Annotated in this window: 21 protein-coding genes; 16 read left to right on the plus strand and 5 right to left on the minus strand. The window is 60.7% G+C overall.

Features of this window, described 5'->3' with window-relative positions; all coding sequences use genetic code 11:
- Window positions 1-8: 8 nt before the first annotated feature.
- The 9 genes from AAAU26_RS07750 to yqeB are packed head-to-tail and all read left to right on the plus strand — an operon-like array spanning window position 9 to window position 8,386.
- Window positions 9-482, plus strand: coding sequence for a (2Fe-2S)-binding protein (locus AAAU26_RS07750; protein WP_227618442.1), 474 nt, complete (start codon window positions 9-11; stop codon window positions 480-482).
- Window positions 479-2,776 (plus strand): xanthine dehydrogenase family protein molybdopterin-binding subunit, encoded by a 2,298-nt coding sequence (locus AAAU26_RS07755; RefSeq protein ID WP_227618443.1) that lies wholly within the window; start codon window positions 479-481, stop codon window positions 2,774-2,776. Before AAAU26_RS07750 ends, AAAU26_RS07755 begins: the two co-directional genes overlap by 4 nt.
- Complete coding sequence (gene yqeC, locus AAAU26_RS07760) at window positions 2,776-3,474, plus strand: selenium cofactor biosynthesis protein YqeC (protein ID WP_227618444.1); 699 nt, start codon at window positions 2,776-2,778, stop codon at window positions 3,472-3,474. The genes AAAU26_RS07755 and yqeC overlap by 1 nt, the downstream gene beginning before the upstream one ends.
- Window positions 3,474-4,514 carry a selenide, water dikinase SelD gene (gene selD / locus AAAU26_RS07765; RefSeq protein WP_227618445.1) on the plus strand — a complete coding sequence of 347 codons (1,041 nt, stop codon included), beginning with the start codon at window positions 3,474-3,476 and terminating at the stop codon, window positions 4,512-4,514. Before yqeC ends, selD begins: the two co-directional genes overlap by 1 nt.
- A 24-nt stretch (window positions 4,515-4,538) precedes the next feature.
- A complete protein-coding gene (gene yedF, locus AAAU26_RS07770) occupies window positions 4,539-5,141 on the plus strand; it encodes a sulfurtransferase-like selenium metabolism protein YedF (protein ID WP_227618446.1) in 603 nt (200 codons plus the stop codon).
- On the plus strand, window positions 5,138-6,277 hold the full coding sequence (locus tag AAAU26_RS07775; RefSeq protein ID WP_227618447.1) for an aminotransferase class V-fold PLP-dependent enzyme: 1,140 nt from the start codon (window positions 5,138-5,140) through the stop codon (window positions 6,275-6,277). The genes yedF and AAAU26_RS07775 overlap by 4 nt, the downstream gene beginning before the upstream one ends.
- Window position 6,278: 1 nt before the next feature.
- On the plus strand, window positions 6,279-6,509 hold the full coding sequence (locus AAAU26_RS07780; protein ID WP_207677441.1) for a putative Se/S carrier protein: 231 nt from the start codon (window positions 6,279-6,281) through the stop codon (window positions 6,507-6,509).
- A 19-nt stretch (window positions 6,510-6,528) separates the two neighbouring features.
- A complete protein-coding gene (locus AAAU26_RS07785; RefSeq protein ID WP_227618448.1) occupies window positions 6,529-7,581 on the plus strand; it encodes an XdhC family protein in 1,053 nt (350 codons plus the stop codon).
- Window positions 7,571-8,386, plus strand: a complete 816-nt coding sequence (yqeB, locus tag AAAU26_RS07790; RefSeq protein ID WP_227618449.1) for a selenium-dependent molybdenum cofactor biosynthesis protein YqeB — start codon at window positions 7,571-7,573, stop codon at window positions 8,384-8,386. Before AAAU26_RS07785 ends, yqeB begins: the two co-directional genes overlap by 11 nt.
- A gap of 40 nt (window positions 8,387-8,426) precedes the next feature.
- On the opposite strand, the gene AAAU26_RS07795 is transcribed toward yqeB, so the two are convergent.
- The 5 genes from AAAU26_RS07795 to AAAU26_RS07815 form a co-directional block, all read right to left on the minus strand.
- A complete protein-coding gene (locus AAAU26_RS07795) occupies window positions 8,427-9,272 on the minus strand; it encodes an SDR family oxidoreductase (RefSeq protein WP_227618450.1) in 846 nt (281 codons plus the stop codon).
- A gap of 12 nt (window positions 9,273-9,284) precedes the next feature.
- Entirely contained in the window at window positions 9,285-9,596 is a 312-nt protein-coding gene (locus tag AAAU26_RS07800; protein WP_158394442.1) for an AzlD domain-containing protein, read from the minus strand.
- Window positions 9,593-10,375: an AzlC family ABC transporter permease gene (locus AAAU26_RS07805; protein ID WP_207677445.1), complete on the minus strand. Its 783-nt coding sequence runs from the start codon at window positions 10,373-10,375 to the stop codon at window positions 9,593-9,595. Before AAAU26_RS07805 ends, AAAU26_RS07800 begins: the two co-directional genes overlap by 4 nt.
- A 131-nt stretch (window positions 10,376-10,506) precedes the next feature.
- Entirely contained in the window at window positions 10,507-10,746 is a 240-nt protein-coding gene (locus tag AAAU26_RS07810; protein WP_158394444.1) for a GlsB/YeaQ/YmgE family stress response membrane protein, read from the minus strand.
- Window positions 10,747-10,773: 27 nt separating this feature from the next.
- Complete coding sequence (locus AAAU26_RS07815) at window positions 10,774-11,454, minus strand: endonuclease III domain-containing protein (protein WP_227618451.1); 681 nt, start codon at window positions 11,452-11,454, stop codon at window positions 10,774-10,776.
- A 176-nt stretch (window positions 11,455-11,630) separates the two neighbouring features.
- On the opposite strand from AAAU26_RS07815, the gene AAAU26_RS07820 reads away from it, so the two are divergent.
- From AAAU26_RS07820 to miaA, 7 genes are all read left to right on the plus strand, one after another.
- Window positions 11,631-12,905, plus strand: a complete 1,275-nt coding sequence (locus AAAU26_RS07820) for a replication-associated recombination protein A (RefSeq protein ID WP_227618452.1) — start codon at window positions 11,631-11,633, stop codon at window positions 12,903-12,905.
- A 49-nt stretch (window positions 12,906-12,954) separates the two neighbouring features.
- On the plus strand, window positions 12,955-13,335 hold the full coding sequence (locus tag AAAU26_RS07825; protein ID WP_158394447.1) for a Fur family transcriptional regulator: 381 nt from the start codon (window positions 12,955-12,957) through the stop codon (window positions 13,333-13,335).
- A 106-nt stretch (window positions 13,336-13,441) separates the two neighbouring features.
- Window positions 13,442-14,833: a tRNA (N6-isopentenyl adenosine(37)-C2)-methylthiotransferase MiaB gene (gene miaB / locus AAAU26_RS07830; RefSeq protein WP_227618453.1), complete on the plus strand. Its 1,392-nt coding sequence runs from the start codon at window positions 13,442-13,444 to the stop codon at window positions 14,831-14,833.
- A 61-nt stretch (window positions 14,834-14,894) separates the two neighbouring features.
- The gene (locus AAAU26_RS07835; protein ID WP_015564067.1) at window positions 14,895-15,302 is read left to right on the plus strand and encodes a YlbF/YmcA family competence regulator; all 408 of its coding nucleotides are present in this window, start codon (window positions 14,895-14,897) and stop codon (window positions 15,300-15,302) included.
- A gap of 111 nt (window positions 15,303-15,413) precedes the next feature.
- Complete coding sequence (gene mutS / locus AAAU26_RS07840; protein WP_207677448.1) at window positions 15,414-18,029, plus strand: DNA mismatch repair protein MutS; 2,616 nt, start codon at window positions 15,414-15,416, stop codon at window positions 18,027-18,029.
- Between the two features lie 25 nt (window positions 18,030-18,054).
- Window positions 18,055-20,196: a DNA mismatch repair endonuclease MutL gene (gene mutL, locus AAAU26_RS07845; RefSeq protein ID WP_227618454.1), complete on the plus strand. Its 2,142-nt coding sequence runs from the start codon at window positions 18,055-18,057 to the stop codon at window positions 20,194-20,196.
- On the plus strand, window positions 20,180-21,136 hold the full coding sequence (miaA, locus tag AAAU26_RS07850) for a tRNA (adenosine(37)-N6)-dimethylallyltransferase MiaA (RefSeq protein WP_265104193.1): 957 nt from the start codon (window positions 20,180-20,182) through the stop codon (window positions 21,134-21,136). Before mutL ends, miaA begins: the two co-directional genes overlap by 17 nt.
- Window positions 21,137-21,141 lie beyond the last annotated feature (5 nt).

A 21,141-nucleotide genomic window follows, 5' to 3' on the forward strand; every position in this document is an offset into this window, starting at 1 on the left:
AGGACACCATGCAGATAACACTTACATTGAACGATAAAAAGCTTACCGCCGACGTGGCCCCCGACACTCTGCTCATCGACTTCGTGCGCAGCCACGGTTGTCTGAGTGTCAAGAGGGGCTGTGAGACGTCCAACTGCGGCCTCTGCACGGTCTTCCTCGACGACAAGCCGGTGCTGTCCTGCTCCGTTCTCGCGGCCCGAGCGGATGGCCATAAAGTGACCACGCTGGAGGGTCTGCAGGACGAAGCCGCCGAGTTCGGGGCTTTCATCGCGGATCAGGGTGCAGAGCAGTGCGGCTTCTGCAACCCGGGCTTCATCATGAACGCCCTCGCCCTCTTCCGGGAAAAGGAGTACCCCACCGACGAGGAAATAAAAGAGTATCTTTCCGGCAATCTCTGCCGCTGCTCTGGTTATGAGGGTCAGCTGCGGGGTATCCGGAACTTCCTCGCGTGGAAAAAGGCGAAAAAGGAGACGGCAGAATGAACACAGTCAACAAACCCTTCCGCAAGAAGGATGCCATGCAGCTGGTGACGGGTCAGCCCGTCTATATGGACGACCTCGTCCCCGCCGACTGCCTCATCGTGAAGCTCCTGCGCTCTCCCCACGCCAACGCCATCGTGAAGAGCATCAATACGGCTGTGGCGAAGAAGGTGCCGGGCATTGAGGCCATCTTCACCTGGGAGGACGTGCCGCAGGATGCCCGCCGCTACACCCAGGCCGGCCAGACTTACCCCGAGGCCAGCCCCTATGACCGCCTTCTCATCGACCGCCACGTACGCTTTGTGGGCGACGTGGTGGCCATCGTGGCAGGCAAAGACGATAAATGCGTCGATAAGGCGCTGAAAATGATAAAGGTCGAGTATGAGGTGCTGGAACCTGTGCTCGACTACCACACCGCAAAGGATAACCCCATCCTCGTCCATCCGGAAGACAACTGGGAGAGCCTCTGCCCTGTGGGGGGCGATAACAAGCGCAACCTCTGCGCCCACGACGAGTGCGGCAGCGGCGACATCGACGCCGTGCTGGCCGACTGCGATGTGGTCATCGACCATGTCTACCATACCAAAGCCTGTCAGCAGGCCATGATGGAGACCTTCCGCACCTATTGCAGCATCGACCTCTATGGCCGGCTGAACGTCTTGAGCTCGACTCAAATCGTCTTCCACGCCCGCCGCATCATTGCAAACGCGCTTCACATCCCGAAGTCCATGGTGCGTGTGACGAAGCCCCGCATCGGCGGCGGCTTCGGCGCGAAGCAGACGGCTGTCTGCGAGGTCTACCCGGCCTTCGTGACCTGGAAGACCAGGAAGCCCTCAAAGCTCATCTTCACCCGGGAGGAGAGCCAAATCGCCTCCACGCCCCGCCATGAGATGGAGATCCATCTTCGCCTCGGCGCAAACAAGGATGGCCGCATCCGGGGCCTCGACCTCTACACCCTCTCCAACACCGGCGCTTATGGCGAGCACGGCCCCACGACGGTGGGACTTTCGGGACATAAATCCATCCCGCTCTATAGCAACGCTGAGGCTTTCCGCTTTACCTATGATGTGGTCTATACCAACCATATGTCGGCGGGCGCATACCGCGGCTACGGCGCGACCCAGGGCCTGTTCGCGGTGGAATCTGCCGTCAACGAGCTGGCCGCGAAGCTCCATATGGACCCCTTCAAGATCAGGGAAATGAACATCGTCCACGAGGGCGACGTCATGCCCGCCTACTACGGTGCGGTGAACACCAGCTGCACCCTCGACCGGTGCCTTGCAAAGGTCCACGAGATGATAAACTGGAACGAAAAGTATCCCCGCCGCGACATGGGCAACGGGAAGATCCGTGCCGTCGGCATGGGCATGGCGATGCAGGGCTCCGGCATCTCGGGCATGGACGTGGGCAGCGCGACCCTGAAAGTCAACGACGAGGGCTTCTACACCCTGCTCATCGGTGCCGCTGATATGGGTACCGGCTGCGACACCACGCTGGCCCAAATTGCTGCCGAGGTGCTGGAATGCGGCCTCGACAATATCACGGTCTTCGGTGCGGACACTGACACCTCGCCCTACGATTCCGGCTCCTACGCGTCCAGCACCACCTACATCACCGGCAAAGCCGTTGAGAAGTGCGCGCTGAAGCTGCGGAGCCAGATCTGCAAGCTGGGCGCACAGCTGCTGGATTGCAGCGAAAATGACGTAGAATTTGACGGTAAAACGGTATTTACCTCGGCTGACCCGTCTAAATCTGTCTCGCTGGGTGATATTGCCACGGCTTCCATGTTCGGCCACGACATCCCGCTGGAAGTCACCGAGACCCACATGTCGCCCCTGTCGCCTCCGCCCTACATGGTGGGCGCGGCCGAGGTGGAAGTGGACACCGAGACCGGCGAAGTAAAGCTGCTGGAATTTGACGCCTGCGTGGACTGCGGCACCCCCATCAACCCGAACCTCACCCGGGTGCAGGCCGAGGGCGGTATTTTGCAGGGCATCGGCATGACCCTCACCGAGAACGTCACCTACGACCAGCGCGGCTGGCCCATGGAGAATTCGCTCATGCAGTATAAGATCCCCACCCGTGTGGACGTGGGCAAGGTCCGGGTCGAGTTCGAGAACAGCTATGAGCCCAACGGCCCGTTTGGTGCGAAATCCATCGGCGAAGTGGTCATCAACACGCCGCTTCCTGCCATCTCGGATGCCATCTACAACGCCATCGGCACCCGTTTCTACGAGCTGCCCATCACGCCCGAAAAAATCGCAATGGCAGTGGCCGAAAAAGAGGGTGCGGTCTGATGACCGGCCTCGAGGCTCTGCCATTCCTCGGAGAAACTGGACATGTTATCTCCCTCGTGGGCGGCGGAGGGAAGACAACATTGCTCTATGCGCTGGCCCGCTGGTATTCGGCGCAGGGACAGCGGGTGCTCGTCTCCACCACGACCCACATCCAGCGTCCGGACGCAAACTACGCCACTGATGAGGCGGCGCGGGACGCCCTCTGGCAGGCTGGTACCTACGCCGTGTCGGGGGTGCCTGCCGAAGGCGGGAAGCTGACCATGCCGCCCTATCTGGACGACTGGATGGCCGAGGCCGACACTGTTTTGCTTGAGGCTGACGGAGCGAAGCGCCATCCCTGCAAGGCTCCGGCCGCTCATGAGCCGGTGCTCCTGCGGTCAAGCGACATCGTGATGGTGGCAGCCGGGCTGTCGGCGGTGGGGAAACCACTGCAAGACGTCTGCTTCCGCCTTGAAGCGGCCTGCACCTTGCTGGCCGTGCCGCCCGAGACGCCCCTGACGCCCGCTCTGCTGGCAAAACTGCTGGTAAGTGAAGCAGGTGGAAGAAAGTGCGTCGGCACGCGGAAATTCTACGCCGTCCTCAATCAGGCCGACGACGAGGCCCGCCGTACAGCAGGGGAACAGACACTTGCCATCTTGAAAGAAAATTACGATGTAACAGGATATTTGACACACTTCGAGGAAGAGGAGAGAGCCTGATGGCAAAAGAGGACAAAATCGTCTTCTGCACGGGCGGCGGCTGTACCGCCAAGCTCGGCGCGGGAGTGCTGAGCCATATTCTGGAAAAGCTGCCCCGGGGTGAGAAAGACCCTGACCTTCTCGTGGGCTACGACAGCCGGGACGATGCGGCTGTCTACCGCATCACCGACGACATCGCGCTGGTGCAGACGGTGGACTTCTTCCCGCCGATGGTGGATGACCCCTACACTTTCGGCCAGATCGCGGCGGCAAACGCCCTCAGTGACGTTTACGCCATGGGCGGCGAGGTAAAGACTGCACTGAATCTCGTCTGCTTCCCTGAGAGCATGGATCTGAACATCCTCGGTGAGATCTTACGCGGCGGCGCAGAAAAAGTGGCCGAGGCGGGGGGCATCCTCGCGGGAGGCCACTCCATCGCCGACACCGGTGTGAAGTACGGCCTGTCCGTCACCGGTCTCGTGGACCCCCGCCGCCTCACTGCTAATGATACGGGAAAGCCCGGCGACAAGCTCATCCTCACCAAGGCGCTGGGGGTGGGCCTCATCTGCACAGCCAACCGCGTGGGCGAAGCTGCCCCCGGCGCCATGGACGCCGCCGTGGCCTCCATGACGACTCTGAACAAGTCTGCCGCCGAGATAAGTCGAAGCTATGATGTTCACGCGGCCACCGATGTGACCGGGTTCAGCTTCCTCGGCCACCTCCACGAGATGATGGGCGGGCGGCTGTCCTGCCGTATCGACGGCAGCGCTGTGCCGGTCCTTCCGGGTGCGTGGCAGGCCGCTGACGACTGCCTTTATACCGCCGCCGGTCAGCGCAACCGAAACCACACCGGGCCTTTCGTCCAGTTCGAAAATGTGCCGTTTGCCATGCAGGAAATTTTGTTCGACCCCCAGACCTCGGGCGGACTGCTGCTTGCCGTGGCTCCGGAAGAGGCTGAACACCTCCGGGACGAGCTGCAAAAAGCCGGCCTCCCCGCACAAATCGTGGGAGAGATCACAGAGAAGCAGGACGCCGAAATAGTTGTGTCCTATCCTGAATAAAACATACGATAGAGAGGGAAAACTATGCTGAAAGTTGATGCCAGAGGGGACGCTTGCCCGCTGCCTGTAGTGAAGGCAAAGAAAGCGATTGCTGAACTAAATGGCGCAGGCGAAGTCGAAGTGCTCGTGGACAACGAGATCGCCGTCCAGAACCTCACCAAAATGGCCCAGCAGAAAGGCTACCGGTCTGCCGCCGAAAAGCTGGCCGAGCGGGAATACCGCGTTCTGTTCACCGTGGGTGAGCCTGCGGCAGAAGAAGAGGAAGCTCCGGCCTGCGCCCCTGACGCCCGCACCGATACGGTGGTGGTCCTCGCGTCCGACAAGATGGGCGAGGGTGCTGAGGAGCTGGGCAAGACTCTGCTGAAGGCTTTTATCTTCTCGCTGACCCAGCAGGACAAGCTGCCCAAGACCATCCTCCTCTATAACAGCGGTGCGCACCTCACCTGCGAGGGTTCGCCCATGCTGGACGACCTCAAGGCGCTGGAGGCTGAGGGCGTTGAGATCCTCACCTGCGGCACCTGCCTGAACTTCTACGGCCTGACTGAGAAGCTGGCCGTAGGCGGCGTGACGAATATGTACGTTATCGCCGAGAAGATGCTGAACGCCGGGAACGTGGTCAAGCCGTGATCTACCTCGACAACGCCGCCACCACCCTGCAAAAGCCGCCCTGCGTGGGCCAGGCTATGCTGGATGCACTGGAACATGCGGGCAATCCGGGCCGCGGGGCGCATGAGCCGACCCTTCACGCGGCCCGTATCGTCTACCATGCCCGTGAGACACTTGCAACACTTCTCCATGCGGAAAGCCCGGACTGCATTGCTTTCACGGCCAACGTGACCCAGGCGCTCAATACAGCGCTCTGCGGCCTCGTCCGCCCCGACGACCATGTTATCACAACGGTCTGCGAGCACAACTCAGTACTGCGGCCGCTCTATCGCCTGCGGGAGCAGGGGGCAGAAGTGAGTTTTGTGGAGGTGGACGACACCGGGCGGCTGCGGTATGAGCAGTTCGAAAAATTTCTCCGCCCCAATACCCGCCTTGTCGTGGTGACGCATGCTTCCAACGTCACAGGCAATCTTACGGACCTTGCGTTCGTCTCCGCTTTTGCAAAAAAGCACGGTCTTACGCTTGTCGTGGATGCGGCCCAGACCGCAGGCGCACGGCCCATCGACGTGCAGGCGCTGGGGGTGGATGTTCTCTGTTTCACCGGACACAAGGCGCTGCTGGGTCCGCAGGGGACCGGCGGGCTGTATGTCCGCCCCGGGCTGACCATGGCCCCCCTTGTGGTGGGCGGCAGCGGTATCCACAGTTTCGACGAAACGCATCCTTCTCAAATGCCCACAGCGCTGGAAGCGGGGACGCTGAATGTTCCCGGCCTCGCGGGCCTCGGGGCAGGCGTAGAGTGGATACTTTCGCAGGGCGTCGAGGTTCTGCATGAAAAAGAAATGGCCCTGACACGCCTGTTTTATGAGAAAATCGTCCATGCTCCCGACGTGAAAATTTACGGCAGTTTCGACGAAACAGACCGTGCGCCCATCGTCTCCCTAAACTTCGGGGATGCAGACGCAGCCCGTGCCGCCGACATCCTCTGGGAGGACTACGGCATCTGTGTCCGGGCGGGCGCTCATTGTGCGCCCCTCATCCATAAAGCCCTCGGCACCGTGGAGCAAGGGATGGTGCGATTCAGCTTCTCCCACCAGAACACAGAGGCCGAGGTGCTCAGAGCCGCCGAGGCGGTCTGTGAGCTGGCCGAGGAGGGCTGATATGCGCCGCAAAAGACAATATATCGTTCTTTCGTTTGCCTCTACTGCCCGCGCGATGGGCTGGGAGAAAGAGTGCGCCGCCCGGGGGATCCCGGGGCGGCTCATCCCGCTGCCCAGTGAGATCACGGCAGGCTGCGGGCTCGGCTGGCGGATGCTGCCCGAGGACTGGCAGGCGTGGCAGTCTCAGCTGAACGATGCAGGCTACGATGCTGCCACACCGGTGGAGCAATAAACCATAATGGAGAAATTCTATGTCGATTCGTGAGTTTTTGGACGCTTTGCGCAGCACACAGGGGCAGCATACGCTGGCCTCCGTACTGGAAGGGCCGGAAAGCGGAGCGCGGCTTCTTCTTTGTGAAGGCGTACCCGTCTGGCCCTCAAGACCGGAGGGGCTGCTGGCCCGGAATCTCCCGGCGCTGGCCGGATGTGGTGCAAGCGGCATCCTGACTCTGGAAAATAAGCGGATCTTCGTCGAGAAATTCGGAGGCGCGCCCCGGCTCGTCATCTGCGGCGGAGGCCATGTGGCCGAGTCCGTCGTCCGGCTGGCCGTGATGCTGGGCCTGCCCGTCACCGGTCTCGAGGAGCGGCCGGAGTACGCTGACGCCCTTCGCCGTGCCGGGGCCGAAAAGGTCCTCTGCGGTCCTTATGCCGAAAATCTTACGCAGGTGGAGGGCAGTGCGGAGACCTACTTTGTTGTCGCCACCCGCGCCCACTCCTTCGACGTGGAATGCCTTACCGAAATATACAAGAAACGATTTGCCTACGTTGGTATGCTGGGCAGCCGAAGCCGGTCGGCCCTTGTCCGCCGCCAGCTCATCGAGGCCGGAACTGCCCCGGAAAAGGCTGAGTCACTCCACGCTCCCATCGGCCTCGCCATCAAGGCACAGACAGCGCAGGAAATCGCACTATCCATCCTCGCGGAGATCGTTGAAGTGAAAAATGGCCGTCAGCAGACGGAAGGTTTCCCGCCCGAGCTGCTGAATGCGCTGGATGCCTGCACGGGACAGGGAAAGGCTCCTGTCCTTGTGACCATCGTTTCCCGCCACGGTTCGACCCCCCGGGAGGTGGGAGCAAAGATGTTGGTGCTGCCGGACGGCAGATCCGTGGGCAGTGTGGGCGGCGGCATTATGGAATACCGTGTGCAGCAGCTTGCATCAAAAATGCAGGCAGGCGAGGCTGCACCCTGCCAGCTGGCAGAGTATTCGGCCAGCGCAAAAGAGGACGATGCGGCGCTGGCTGCCTGCGGCGGCTCGATGAACGTGTTCCTGCAGCTGCTCAAGGAGGAAGAAAATAATGAAGCGTGATGACGTCATCCTGGTGCGCGGCGGCGGCGACCTCGCCACCGGCACCATCCATCGGCTGTGGTCGGCGGGATTGAAAGTGCTCGTGCTCGAGGCAGAGCATCCTGCCGCCATCCGCCGCCAGGTCTCGGTGAGTGAGGCCGTGTATGAGGGCGGGGCTGTCGTTGAGGGAATGCGCGCTGCCCTTGTAAAAACGCTGGATGAGGCCGTTGTGGTTTGGCAGCGCGGCGACGTGCCGGTGATGGTGGACCCGAAGGGAGAACTCATCCCGCAGGTGCAGCCTGCCGCGCTCGTTGATGCCATCCTTGCAAAGAAAAATCTTGGAACAACGCGTGATATGGCTCCGCTGACCATCGCGCTCGGCCCGGGTTTTAATGCCGGTGTGGATGTTGATTTCGTGGTGGAGACCAAGCGCGGCCACCGTCTGGGCCGTATCATCCGGGAGGGTGCGGCCATCCCCAACACGGGCGTCCCCGGAGTCATCGGCGGCTATGGCGCTGAGCGTGTCATCCACGCAGAAAAGGCCGGTATCTTCCGGAATGTGTGTGCCATCGGAGATATTGTGTCGGCGGGTGAAACAATCGCAGAAATCGAAACGCCAGACGGCATCCGCACTCCGGTGACGACCCGCATCGCGGGCATCCTGCGCGGTCTGCTGCGGGATGGCTACCCCGTCACGCCCGACTTCAAGGTGGCTGACGTGGACCCCCGCCGGGGGGAGCTGGAAAACTGCTTCCTCATCTCCGATAAGGCGCGCTGCATCGCGGGAAGTGTGCTGGAGCTGATCGCGGCAAATCTGTGGAAATAATAAAAAGGAAAGGGACTGCCCAAGACAGTCCCTTCCTTTTTTACATCAAATATCCAAGCCGGTAATCCCCGAGACACACCCGAAGTGCGCCCCACGTCGAGGAAAACTCGATGCCGTGAGCCCGGAGCTTCCCGGTATCCATCGCGAGGTTGCGGGGGAGATCGGATTCCTCGATCTTTACATCCACCTGCAGTAAATTGGCGAAGCATCGTGCTGTCTCGACCATATCTCCGTCGCACTCGCTGCCGAAGTTGTAGACGCCGCCGGGCAGCTCCATCGCAGGGACGAGGTTCTCGATGACCTCCCGCACATAGCCCACGCCACGGTAGTCATTGCGCGAAAAGCGCAGCACTTCACCGGTCTTTGCCGCTTTCAGGATGTTCAGCGGCAGGTTGCCCCGGATGGGCAGATGATAGCCCGGGAGGTCGTACATCCAGGGCAGGCGGAGAGCCACAGCATCCGGGCAGCGGGCCAGAACCCGGGCCTCGGCCTCGAACTTGTGCTGTCCGTAGACGTTGGAAGGGGAGAGGGGCAGCGTCTCCGCCAGCGCCCCCCGCTGCGTCACGCCTGCATACACCTGGTCGGAGCTGCAGGAGAGCAGCTTTGCGCCCACCTCCTCCGCTCCCTTCGCTATCCACTCGGGCAGCAGGACGTTGGCGCGGAAGGAGTCCTCCGGCTCCTGCTGGCAGTACTGGGTGTTGGAGAGGGCCGCTGTGTGGACGATGACGTCCGGGTGCTCCTTTAAAATGAAGCGCAGTACCGCGTTTTCGTCGGCAGTGCGCAGGGTGTCGGACGGGAAGGCACAGAGCGCAAACTTCCCCCGCCACATATCGAGGATGCGCGCGCCCACAAAGCCGCCTGCGCCGGTCACAAGAACTCGTTTCATAGGGCAGTCACCTCAGTGAACAAGGAACAGTTCCAGCACGAAGACGACGGCGCAGCAGGCCACTGACACCTGGAACAGGCTGGCCCCGAACCATGCCGCCGCAATGCCTACCACCAGCGCCACCGCACCAGCTGCCGGACTCTGGGTGGCGTTGACGATGGCCGGGAAGGTCATGACCGCCAGAGTGACGTAAGGGACGTAGTACAAGAACGACTGGATGAACTGGTTTTTGATGGGCTTCCGGATGAGGGTCAGCGGCAGGATGCGGATGGTGTAGGATACGGCGAACATCACTGCGATGTAAAGCCAGTTGCTGCGAATCATTGTTCAGCCTCCTCACTCTGGGTCTTGACGGGAAATAACAGCGCACCTGCGCAGGAAATGGCCACTGTCAGGATGATGGTGCGGGTGCCGTCCGACAGGGCGGAAATGCCCGGCAGATAGGTGCAGGCAAAGCTCAGCGCAAAGCTGATGGCCACCAGCGCGGCCACGATCTTATCCTTCCGGGCCGGAGGAATGATGATGGCGAGGAACATGCCGTAGAGCGCCACGCTCAGTGCGCTGACGGCCCGCAGGGGCAGCAGATTGCCCGCGATGATGCCCAGCGCCGTACCCGAAGCCCACGCCGGCGCGGCCAGCGCGATGGCACCGTAGGTGTAGAAGGGGTTCAGATAACCCGGCCGGGCGATGGTGATGCCGAACAGCTCGTCAGTGACGTCATAGCCGATGATAAGCCGGTGGAAAAACGGTGTACCGGGGGCGAACCGCTGGGCCAGTGCACAGCTCATCAGCAGATAGCGGGCGTTGGCGATGAGGGTGATGATTGCTACCTCGAGATAGGTCGCGCCGCTGGCAATGAGGGCAAAGGCGGCGTACTCGCCCGCCGAAGCATTGTTGAGCAGGCTGGCCACGAAGCCCTGCAGGGGTGTAAAGCCCGCCGTCCGGGCCGCGATGCCCAGCGAGAACGACACCGCAAAATACCCCAGCGCGATCGGCACACCGTCCCGCATCCCCTCGCAGAACACCTTGCGGCTGAAAGCGTAGGGTTTGGCGGGCTGTGCGGAGCAGAGAGTCTGTTTCGACGACTCATGCGTAGTTTCCATGAGAAAAGCTCCTTTCCAATTTCAAACACAAACCCTATTATAGCATAGTTCGAGAGAAAATGACATCGGTCTGAAACGAAAAAACCACAGCTTTCACCCCTGAAAGCTGTGGCATTTTCAAGATGGACTGCTTACTTGAACAGCTTGCGGCCAGCCCAGATGCAGACACAGGCGCCGATGACCGAGACGATGATCTCACCCACGAGGCCGGTAGCGGACAGGCCCACGAGGCCGAAGAGGATGCCGCCCACAAAGCTGCCCAGGATGCCCAGCACGATGTTGCGCAGGGCGCTGGTCTCACTGCCCATGATGCGGCCTGCAATGGAACCGGCCAGCGCACCGATGAGAAGACTGAAGATAAAACTAAACATAAGAAAAACCTCCTGAAATATGTAAAATCAGACGTTGGATGCTTCCTCCCGCGCGCAGCGGCAGATGTCCGAAAGACAGCATTTTTCGCACTCCGGCTTCCGGGCATTGCAGACGGCCCGGCCATGCATCACGAAACGGTGGCACAGATCACTGCCCTCTTCGGGCGGGACGATCTTCCAGAGCGCCATCTCCACCTTCTGCGGTTCCTTGATGCCGTCCACAAGGCCGATCTTGTTGCACAGGCGGATGCAGTGGGTGTCGGTGACGATGGCGGGCTTGCCGAACACGTCGCCCATGATGAGGTTCGCGCTCTTGCGGCCCACGCCGGGCAGTGCCAGCAGTTCCTCAAAGGTCGTAGGTACCTTGCAGTCGTACTTGTCCCGCAGCATCCGCATACAGGCTGAGATGTCCCGGGCCTTGCTGCGGCCCAGCCCGCAGGGTTTGACGATGGCTTCGATGTCCTCGGGCTCTGCCTCGGCCAGCGCGGCCACCGACGGATATTTTGCAAACAGGTCCTGCACCACGATATTCACCCGGGCGTCGGTACACTGGGCCGCCAGCCGGACGCTCACCAGCAGCTGCCAGGCGTGGTCGTAGTCCAGCGTGCAGCCTGCGTCGGGATACTCCGCCTTGAGCCGCCGGATGACCTCCAGAGCCAGCTCTTTTTTGGCCGTCAGGTCTTCGGCGGAGACATTCTTTCCGCGCATACATTTCCCCTCGTTTCTTGATTGGAATGGCACAAGCATATCATGTTTTGCGAAATTTGTAAATGCTTTGTCGTTTATCTGAGAATCATTTTCATTATTTCTCTTGCCGCGGCGTGCAAAATGCGCTATACTATAAAAGAGAAGGATTCTCATGATCATTTTTGGAGGGAAGACCTATGAACGAACCGCTGGCGCAGCGTCTGCGCCCCAAAACGCTGGCTGATGTCTGCGGCCAGCAGCATCTTCTGGCCGAGGGACAGGTGTTCCGCCGCACCATAGAGAGCGGACGTATCCCCAACATGATCTTCTACGGTCCCTCCGGCACGGGCAAGACCACCGTTGCCCGCATCATCGCCGAGAACAGCGGCATGACCCTCCATAAGCTCAACGGTACTTCCTGCGGCACCGGCGACATCAAAGCAGTGCTGAAGGACATCGGCACGCTGGCCGGGGCAGGGGGCATCCTGCTCTACCTCGACGAGATACAGTACCTCAACAAAAAGCAGCAGCAGAGCCTTCTGGAGTGCATCGAGGACGGTTCTGTCACCCTCATTGCATCCACCACCGAGAACCCTTACTTTTACATCTATAATGCACTGCTGTCCCGCTGTACGGTGTTTGAGTTCAAGTCCCTCTCCGCCGCCGATGTGGAGCGGGGCATCCGCAACGCCCTGAAAAAGCTCTCGGAGTCGGAATCACAGCCTGTCGTGATGGACGAGGACGCCTGCGCCTACCTCGCCGAGAGTGCGGGCGGCGACCTGCGCAAGGCGCTGGGTTGTCTCGATTTCGTGGTGACGGCGGCCCCCGTGGACGAAACTGGAAAGCACATCACCCTCGAGATGATACAGCAGGTCACCCGCCGCACGGCCATGCGGTACGACCGGGACGGCGACGACCACTACGACATTGTGTCGGCCTACCAGAAGTCCATGCGCGGCTCCGACCCCAACGCCGCCCTCCACTACCTGGCTCGTCTGCTGGAAGCGGGCGACCTGCCCTCGGCCTGCCGCCGGTTGATGGTCTGCGCCTGTGAGGACGTGGGCCTTGCATACCCGCAGATCATCCCCATCGTCAAGGCGGCAGTGGACGCAGCCAACATGGTGGGTCTGCCGGAAGCCCGGCTCCCGCTGGCCGATGCTGTCATTCTCGTGGCAACCAGCCCGAAATCCAACAGCGCCCATGATGCCATCAATGCGGCCATCGCCGATGTGCAGGCGGGGCGTACCGGCCCCATCCCGCGCCAGCTGCAGAACAAGCACTTCGACGGCGAGGATGCTGCCGTCAAGGGCCAGAACTACAAGTACGCCCACGACTATGAGAACCACTGGGTGGACCAGCAATATCTGCCCGACCTGCTCAAGGACGTGAAATACTATACGTTCGGCGACAACCGCACCGAACAGGCCGCCCGGGCCTACTGGGCGAAGATCAAGGGGGAAGACAAGCTCTGAACCCGGCCTTTATCCCGATACACACCCCATCATAAAAAGGAGAAAGACCATGCGTTATTCCAAACAGCGCGAGCTGGTACTGCAGAAAGTGGAGCAGCTCTGCGACCACCCTACTGCCGAGGAGATTTTCGACCTCGCAGCCAAGGAATGTCCCGGCCTGAGCCTTGGTACCGTCTACCGCAACCTCAACAGCCTCGTAGATGCAGGCCGCGTCCGCCGCGTCTCCATCCCGGGCAAGGCTGACCGCTTCGACCACACTCTGGGCTGGCACAGCCACCTCTACTGCAACTGCTGCGGCGGCGTCGTGGACGCTGACGTGGACGAAAAGCAGGTGATGAAGCTGGTGCGCAACCAGAAGGGCGTCGTGCAGGACTGTGCCGTGGTGCTGTTCGGCCTGTGCGAGGCGTGCGCCGGCAAGCAGGCTCAGTAAAAATAAACTCTTGCCCTCCAAGGCCAAAAAGGGTATACTATAAAGAGCTTTCTTTATAGTATCAGTATGTCTGCTGCCGGAGGTGTGTCCCCAGCGGCAGAGAAGGATGGTTTCATTGGAGTACATAGCATTTGAACATAACAACGCGGCGGCAGAGCTGGTCAAGCTGGCCTATGACACCCCGCCGCTGGCCTTCGTCCACAGCTACGGCTGCCAGCAGAATGTCAACGACGGCGAGCGCATCAAGGGTGTGCTGATGGACATCGGCTACGGCCTGTGTGACAAACCTGAGGACGCCGACCTCATCCTTTTCAACACCTGCGCCGTCCGTGAGCACGCCGAGCAGCGTGTTTTCGGTAACGTGGGCGCTCTGAAGGGCCTGAAAGAGAAGAAGCACGGCCTCATCATCGGCCTCTGCGGCTGCATGGCCAACCAGAAGCACGTTGTAGAAAAGCTGCGCCAGAGCTACCCCTACGTGGACCTCGTGTTCGGTGTGGACGGCATCGACACGCTGCCCCAGCTCATCGCTCAGAAATTGCAGAAGCACAAGCGGGTGCTCATGGAGCCGGCTCAGCGCCCCGTCATCGTGGAGAATATCCCCATCCGCCGTGAGAGCGAGTTCCGTGCCTGGCTGCCCATCATGTATGGCTGTGACAACTTCTGCACCTACTGCATCGTGCCTTATGTCCGCGGCCGCGAAAAGAGCCGCAAGCCCGGCGACATCCTCGCCGAGTTCAAGAGTCTCGTGGAGGCAGGATATAAGGAGATCACCCTTCTGGGCCAGAATGTCAACAGCTACGGCAAGGGCCTCGAGGAGCAGGTGGATTTCTCCGACCTGCTCAACCTGCTCTGCACCGTCCCGGGCGACTACCACATCCGTTTCATGACCAGCCACCCGAAGGACGCCAGCTTCAAGCTCATCGACACCATCGCGGCCCAGCCGAAGATCTGCAAGCATCTGCATCTGCCGGTGCAGTGCGGATCTGACCGTCTGCTCGTCCAGATGAACCGTCGCTATACCGTGGAGCACTACCTCGAACTCATCGAGTATGCCCGGAAGAAGGTCCCCGGCATTACCTTCTCCAGTGACATCATCGTGGGCTTCCCCGGTGAGACCGAAGAGGACTTCCAGAAGACCCTTGAGCTGGTGCAGAAGGTGGGCTATATGCAGCTGTTCACCTTCATCTACTCCAAGCGCACCGGCACCAAGGCGGCAGATATGCCCGACCCCACCCCTCGCAAGGAGAAGACCGACCGTATGACCCGCCTGCTCAAAGTTCAGGACGACATCGCAATGGCCCTCGTGAAGGCTCAGGTGGGCCAGACCGTCCGCGTCCTCGTGGAGGGCTATGGCCGCAATGAAGGCACCCTCTCGGGCCGTCTCGACAACAACCTTACCGTCGAGTTCAAGGCTGACCCCGCCCTCATGGGCAGCTATGCAATGGTGCGCCTCACGGGCGCCCGTGCCACCGTCCTGCTGGGCGAATTGGTTGAATAATGATATTCTGGATACACCATCCTAATATATAACACAGGAACGATAAAAGGAGACTATTACAATGGATTGCATCGACCTTTTCAAGCGTGCCGCCATGGCACTTCAGACCGACTCCCGCTATCTGGCTATGGACCAGGCCCGCAAGATGAACGACAAGGACGAGGAACTGCAGAACCTTATCGGTGAGTTCAATCTGGCCCGTATGGACCTGAACAACGAGATCGGCAAGCCCGAGCGCAGCGATGAGCGCATCGCCGAGCTGAACCAGAAGGTGAACGACCTCTACGGCAAGATCATGGCCGACGACGGCATGGTGGCCTACAACGAGGCAAAGCGCGACTGTGAGGCCCTCGTGAACTATATCGACGCCATCATCAACACTGCAATGAACGGCGGCGACCCCATGACCGTGCAGGAGCCTTCCGCTTCCTGCACCGGTAGCTGCTCCACCTGCGGCGGCTGCCACTAAGGCTTAAACCATGAAACACAAAACGCGGCTGTGCAATGCAGGGCCGCGTTTTGCTTGCAACAGGCGGTTTTGGATGGCAAACCGACAACTAGGGGAGGAAGGTGAACGGTCATGGCAGAGCTTTCGCCCATGATGCAGCAATATCTGGAGATCAAAAAACAACATAAGGATGAGATTCTATTCTACCGCATCGGTGACTTCTACGAGATGTTCTTCGACGATGCGCTCACAGCTTCGCGGGAGTTGGATCTGACCCTCACGGGCAAGCAGTGCGGCCTTGAAGAGCGTGCGCCCATGTGCGGCGTACCATTCCACAGCTACGAGGGCTATGTGGCCCGCCTCATCTCGAAGGGCTATAAGGTCGCCATCTGTGAGCAGGTGGAAGACCCGGCAAAGGCCAAGGGCCTCGTCAAGCGCGACATCATCCGCGTGGTCACGCCCGGCACCGTCATTGAGAGCAGTATGCTTCAGGATGACAAAAACAACTATATTGCGAGTGTTTTCCTGAAAGGCGGTGCAGCAGGCCTCTGCTTCGCGGACGTTTCCACCGGCACGGCCCATATCACAGAGCTCAAGCGAGAGAAGATCGCCCCGGCGGTCATTGCGGAACTCTGCCGCTACAACCCCAGCGAGGTGCTGATGAATCCGGGCCTGCTGGACTGCCGGGAGATCACTGCCTACATCAAAAAAAATATGAACTGCGCCGTCGAGCTGGTGGAAGAGGAGCGGTACGCCCCGGGCCTCGTGGCCATCTCCCTCGAGAACCAGTTTGGCCGCGACTGGGCCGCAAAGACCGGTATCACAGAAGACGGCCTTGTCCGCTTTGCAATGGCCGCGCTGCTGGAATATCTCCATGATACGCAAATTAAAGGCGTCGAGCGCCTGAAAACGGTCATCACGTATAATGAAGCCCAGTTCATGCGGCTGTCGCAGGTCACCCGGGCCAACCTCGAGCTCACCGAGACGCTGCGGGGCCGCGAAAAGCGGGGAACGCTGCTCTGGGTGCTGGACAAGACCAGCACCGCCATGGGCAAGCGGATGCTCCGCAGCTGGATCGAGCAGCCGCTCATTTCCAGCGCCGCCATCAACCGCCGCCTCAACGCGGTGGAAAGCCTCGTGAACCAGACCATGCAGCGGGGCGATTTGATCGAACAGCTCCACTACATCGCTGACCTCGAGCGCCTGATGACCCGCGCGGTCTACGGCTCCGCCACCCCCAAGGAGATCTACACGATGGCCCAGACCTGTGAGCGCCTGCCGGAACTGCGGGCGCAGGCCGAGAGCTGCAGCTGCCCGGAGTTGACTGCGCTTGCGGGACAAATCGACCTGCTGGACGATGTGAAGACGGCCATCCTTGCCGCCATCGACCCGGAAGCGCCCTCCACCCTCAAGGACGGCGGCGTCATCGCCAAAGGCTACCACCCCGAGGTAGACGAGCTGCGCTCCATCCGCGACAACACCAAGGGCGTCCTCGCTCAGCTGGAAACGCGCCTGCGGCAGGAGACCGGCATCCCCAAGCTGAAAATCGGCTACAATCACGTCTTCGGCTACTACATCGAAGTCAGCAACTCCTATAAATCCATGGTCCCCGAGACCTATATCCGCAAGCAGACCCTCACCTCCGGTGAGCGCTATATCACCCAGGAGCTGAAAGAGCTGGAAAGCAAGATTTTAGGTGCGCATGAGCGTCTCATTGCGCTGGAGCACCGGCTCTTCTCGGAACTGCTGGAAACGATCGGCGGTCAGCTCGACCGCATCCAGCGGACGGCAAATGCTGTGGCCGAGCTGGACGTGCTGGCGGCGCTGGCGCAGGTGGCCGCTGAAAACAACTACTGCCGCCCTGTGGTGGATGACAGCGACGAGCTGACCATCACCGAGGGCCGCCACCCGGTGGTCGAGCAGATGCTGAAAGGCAGCCTCTTCGTCCCCAACGATACCAGGCTCAACTGCACCACTGACCGCTGTCTCATCATCACTGGCCCGAATATGGCAGGCAAATCGACGTATATGCGCCAGAACGCCCTTATCGCTCTGATGGCACAGATCGGCTCCTTCGTCCCAGCGTCCAGCTGTCATGTGGGCGTCGTGGATGCCATCTTTACCCGCATTGGCGCATCGGACGACCTTGCCGCCGGCCAGTCCACCTTCATGGTCGAGATGACCGAGGTGGCCGAAATTCTCAAGAACGCCACACCCAAGAGCCTCGTTGTGCTGGACGAAATTGGCCGCGGCACCTCTACTTTCGACGGCATGAGCATCGCCCGGGCCGTCGTGGAGCACATCTCCGACCCGGCCAAGGGCCTCGGCTGCAAGACCCTCTTCGCCACCCATTACCACGAGCTGACTGACCTGGAAGGGGCCATCGAGGGCGTCAAAAACTACAACATCGCGGTCAAAAAGAGGGGAGAGGACATCACTTTCCTCCGCCGCATCATTCGCGGCCCCGCCGACGACAGCTACGGCATCGAGGTGGCGAAGCTGGCCGGTCTGCCCGGCACCGTGACGCGCCGCGCCCACGAGGTGCTGCGCACTCTGGAAGCGTCTGCTCCGAAGAACAAGGTGGAGCAGATGGATTTCGACGCCCTGCAGGAGTATTCTTCGCCTGCCGTCCCCAGCGAGATGATGGAAAAGCTCGAGGCATTGGACGTTGAGACCCTGACCCCCATCGAGGCACTGAATTTCCTGTATGAGCTGAAAAAGACCCTGAGCGGCAGCCTGAATGGCTGATTTTATTTGAAACGGAGGGAAACGAATGGCAGAGATACACGTTCTCGACAAGCACACGGCAGAACTTATTGCCGCCGGTGAGGTGGTTGAGCGGCCCGCATCGGTCGTCAAGGAGCTTCTGGAAAACTCCATCGACGCCGGTGCGTCTCAAATCACCGTCTCGATCGAGTCGGGCGGCGTTCGTCTGATTGAAATCAGCGACAACGGCACCGGCATCGAGGCAAAATACATCCCCACGGCTTTCATCCGCCATGCCACCAGTAAGATTCGGACGGAAGACGACCTCACCAGTATCCACACGCTGGGCTTCCGCGGCGAAGCGTTGGCCTCTATCGCCAGCGTGGCCCGCGTCGAAGTGCTCACCCGCACCGAGGCCGACGAGTGCGCTTCCCTCTACCGTATTGAGGGCGGGGAAGAGCAGCCCATCGAGCCGGGTGCGCGAGGCGTCGGCACCACCATCCGGGTCTGTGACCTCTTTTTCAATACTCCTGCCCGGATGAAATTCCTCAAAAAGGATTCCAGCGAGGGTACTTTCGTGGCCGACATCATGGGCCATGTGGCCCTGAGCCACCCCGAGGTGAGCTTCAAGTTCATCCGCGAAGGCAAACTGCAGTATGTCACCCCCGGTGACGGCCAGCTCCGCAGCGCGGCTTATGCCGTGCTGGGCCGGGAGTTCAGCCGTGACCTCGTGGAGGTTGATAACCGTGAGGGTGTTTACCGGGTCTGGGGGCTCATCACCCAGCCCCGCAGCTGCCGCGCCAGCCGCAGTATGCAGTATTTCTATATCAATGGCCGATATGTCCGCAACCGCACCATGATGGCGGGCATGGAGATGGCGTTCAAGGGTACCACGATGCAGGGCAAGTTTCCTGGAGGGATCTTGCTTCTTGAGATGCCTGCCGACCTTGTGGATGTCAACGTCCATCCGGCAAAAACAGAAGTCCGCTTTGCCCGGGAAAACGACATCTTCGACCTCGTCTACCATGCTGTCAAGCTGGCGCTGAGCCAGCCTGGTACAGGGGAAAGACAGTTCGTCTTTGACAGTGAGAAAGAGAATAATGTATCCAACAAACATGAAAATAGCGGAAATAAAGAAGAAAATACTGTAAAGAACAATAACTTTACAGGACTTTCAGCGGTGATTTCGGGTCAGGCAGAGCCGGGAAGCCTGCCGCACCCGGAGGAAAAAGCGGCACCGGCAGCGTCTGTGACACCCCGCACGACACAGCCCTCTGCCCCGGAGCGGGACATCCTCCCGCTGCCCGTAAAAGCTCCGGAAAAGGCTGCGCCGGCATCGGAACACACATGGACAACAGTTGCGGCCTTCGAGCCTCTTCCGATGAACGCTGCCCTTCACAGTCCTGAGCCGCCGCAGAAGGAAAGTGTCCTTGAGCCGCCGCCCTTCCGGGCTGCATCCAGTGAGTCACAGCTGGACATCGAGGCAGACATCGACCTGCCGGATGTCACCCGCGATCATATGGCCGCGTGGGAGCCTGTTCCGGATGAACCGGAGCGTCCGCCGCTGCCGGAGGCTTCGGATGAACCTCAGCAGAGCGCAGCCCCGGAGCAGCTGGGCTTTGACGTTCAGGATGGCCCGGAGCCTCTGCGGTATGTGGGCGAGATCTTCCGCACCTATATCCTCGCGGAGCGGGGCGACGAGATCTGCATCATTGACAAGCACGCCGCCCATGAGCGCCAGCTCTTCGAGAAACTGGCCGCCCACTACGGCGATGTCCCCAGTCAGCTTCTCCTGGAGCCGCTGGTGGTGGAGCTCTCCGCCGAGGAAAAGACCGTTCTGCTGGCCAACCTCGACCTGCTGGAAAGCGCCGGCCTCGAGGTGAGCGATTTTGGCGGCAGCTCGGTCTGCCTGCGCTCGGTCCCCGCTGATGTGGAGCAGAGCAGTGCCGAAGATCTGTTGGTCGAGCTGGCGGCAAAGCTGGCCCACGGCAGCCGCGACGCGTTGAACGAGCGGACAGAGTGGGTGCTCCATTCCATCTCCTGCCGCGCCGCCATCAAGGCGGGCGACCACACCTCGCCGCAGGAGCTGATGGCGCTGGCCGAAAAAATTCTTTCCGGCGAAGTGCCGCCTTTCTGCCCCCATGGGCGCCCCTGCGTTCTAAAACTTACCCGAAAGGAGCTGGAAAAGCAGTTTGGCCGAATCGTGTGATAAAAATCAGAAGCATCCGGTGCTGGCCGTCGTCGGCCCCACTGCCACCGGCAAGACCGCTCTCGGCGTGGCGCTGGCCGAAGCTTTCGAGGGCGAAGTCATCAGCGCCGACTCGATGCAGATCTATAAAGGATTAGACGTCGGTACGGCGAAGGTCGCGCCCGACGAGACCCACGGCGTCCCGCACCATGCGGTGGATATTCTGGAGCCGGATGAGCTCTTCAGCGTGGCGGATTTCGTGACGTTGGCCGGAACGCTCGAGGCTGACATTTCCGCCCGGGGCCGTCTGCCCATCCTCGTGGGCGGCACGGGCCTCTATGTCCAGAGCTTTTTGTACGGTGTCCGCTTCGCCGCCGAGAAGACGCCGGACGGCCTGCGGGAACAGCTGGCCGCTGAGCTGGCTGAAAAAGGCCCAGAGGCCATGTACAAAGAGCTGCAGGCTGCCGACCCGGAAGCCGCCGCCGCCATCCATCCGAACAATCAGGTGCGGGTCCTGCGGGCGCTGGAACATTTCCGGGCCACCGGCAAGCGTCTGAGCGAGCAGAAAGCCCAGTCCCTCCCGCTGGAGCGGCCCTATCGTTCACTGGTGCTGGGTCTGGACTTTCCCGATCGCACCCAGCTCTACCGCCGTATCGACCTGCGGGTGGACAAGATGCTGGACGCCGGCCTCCTCGATGAGGCAAAGCTGGTCTATGACCACCGCCAGACCTACCGCACGGCAGCGCAGGCCATCGGCTACAAGGAGTTCTTCTCCTATTTTGAGGGGACGGCCCCGCTGGATGCCTGCACCGAAAAGCTCAAGCAGGCCTCCCGCAACTACGCCAAGCGCCAGCTGACCTGGTTCCGCCATATGGACGGCGTGGTCTGGCTGGACGCCTCTGCGCCGGACGTTACAGCCCGGGCCGTGCAGCTGACCCAAGAATTTTTAGCGAAAGGGTGACCTTT

It is taken from the genome of Faecalibacterium longum, assembly GCF_040094125.1.
Classification (GTDB): Bacteria; Bacillota; Clostridia; order Oscillospirales; family Ruminococcaceae; genus Faecalibacterium; species Faecalibacterium longum.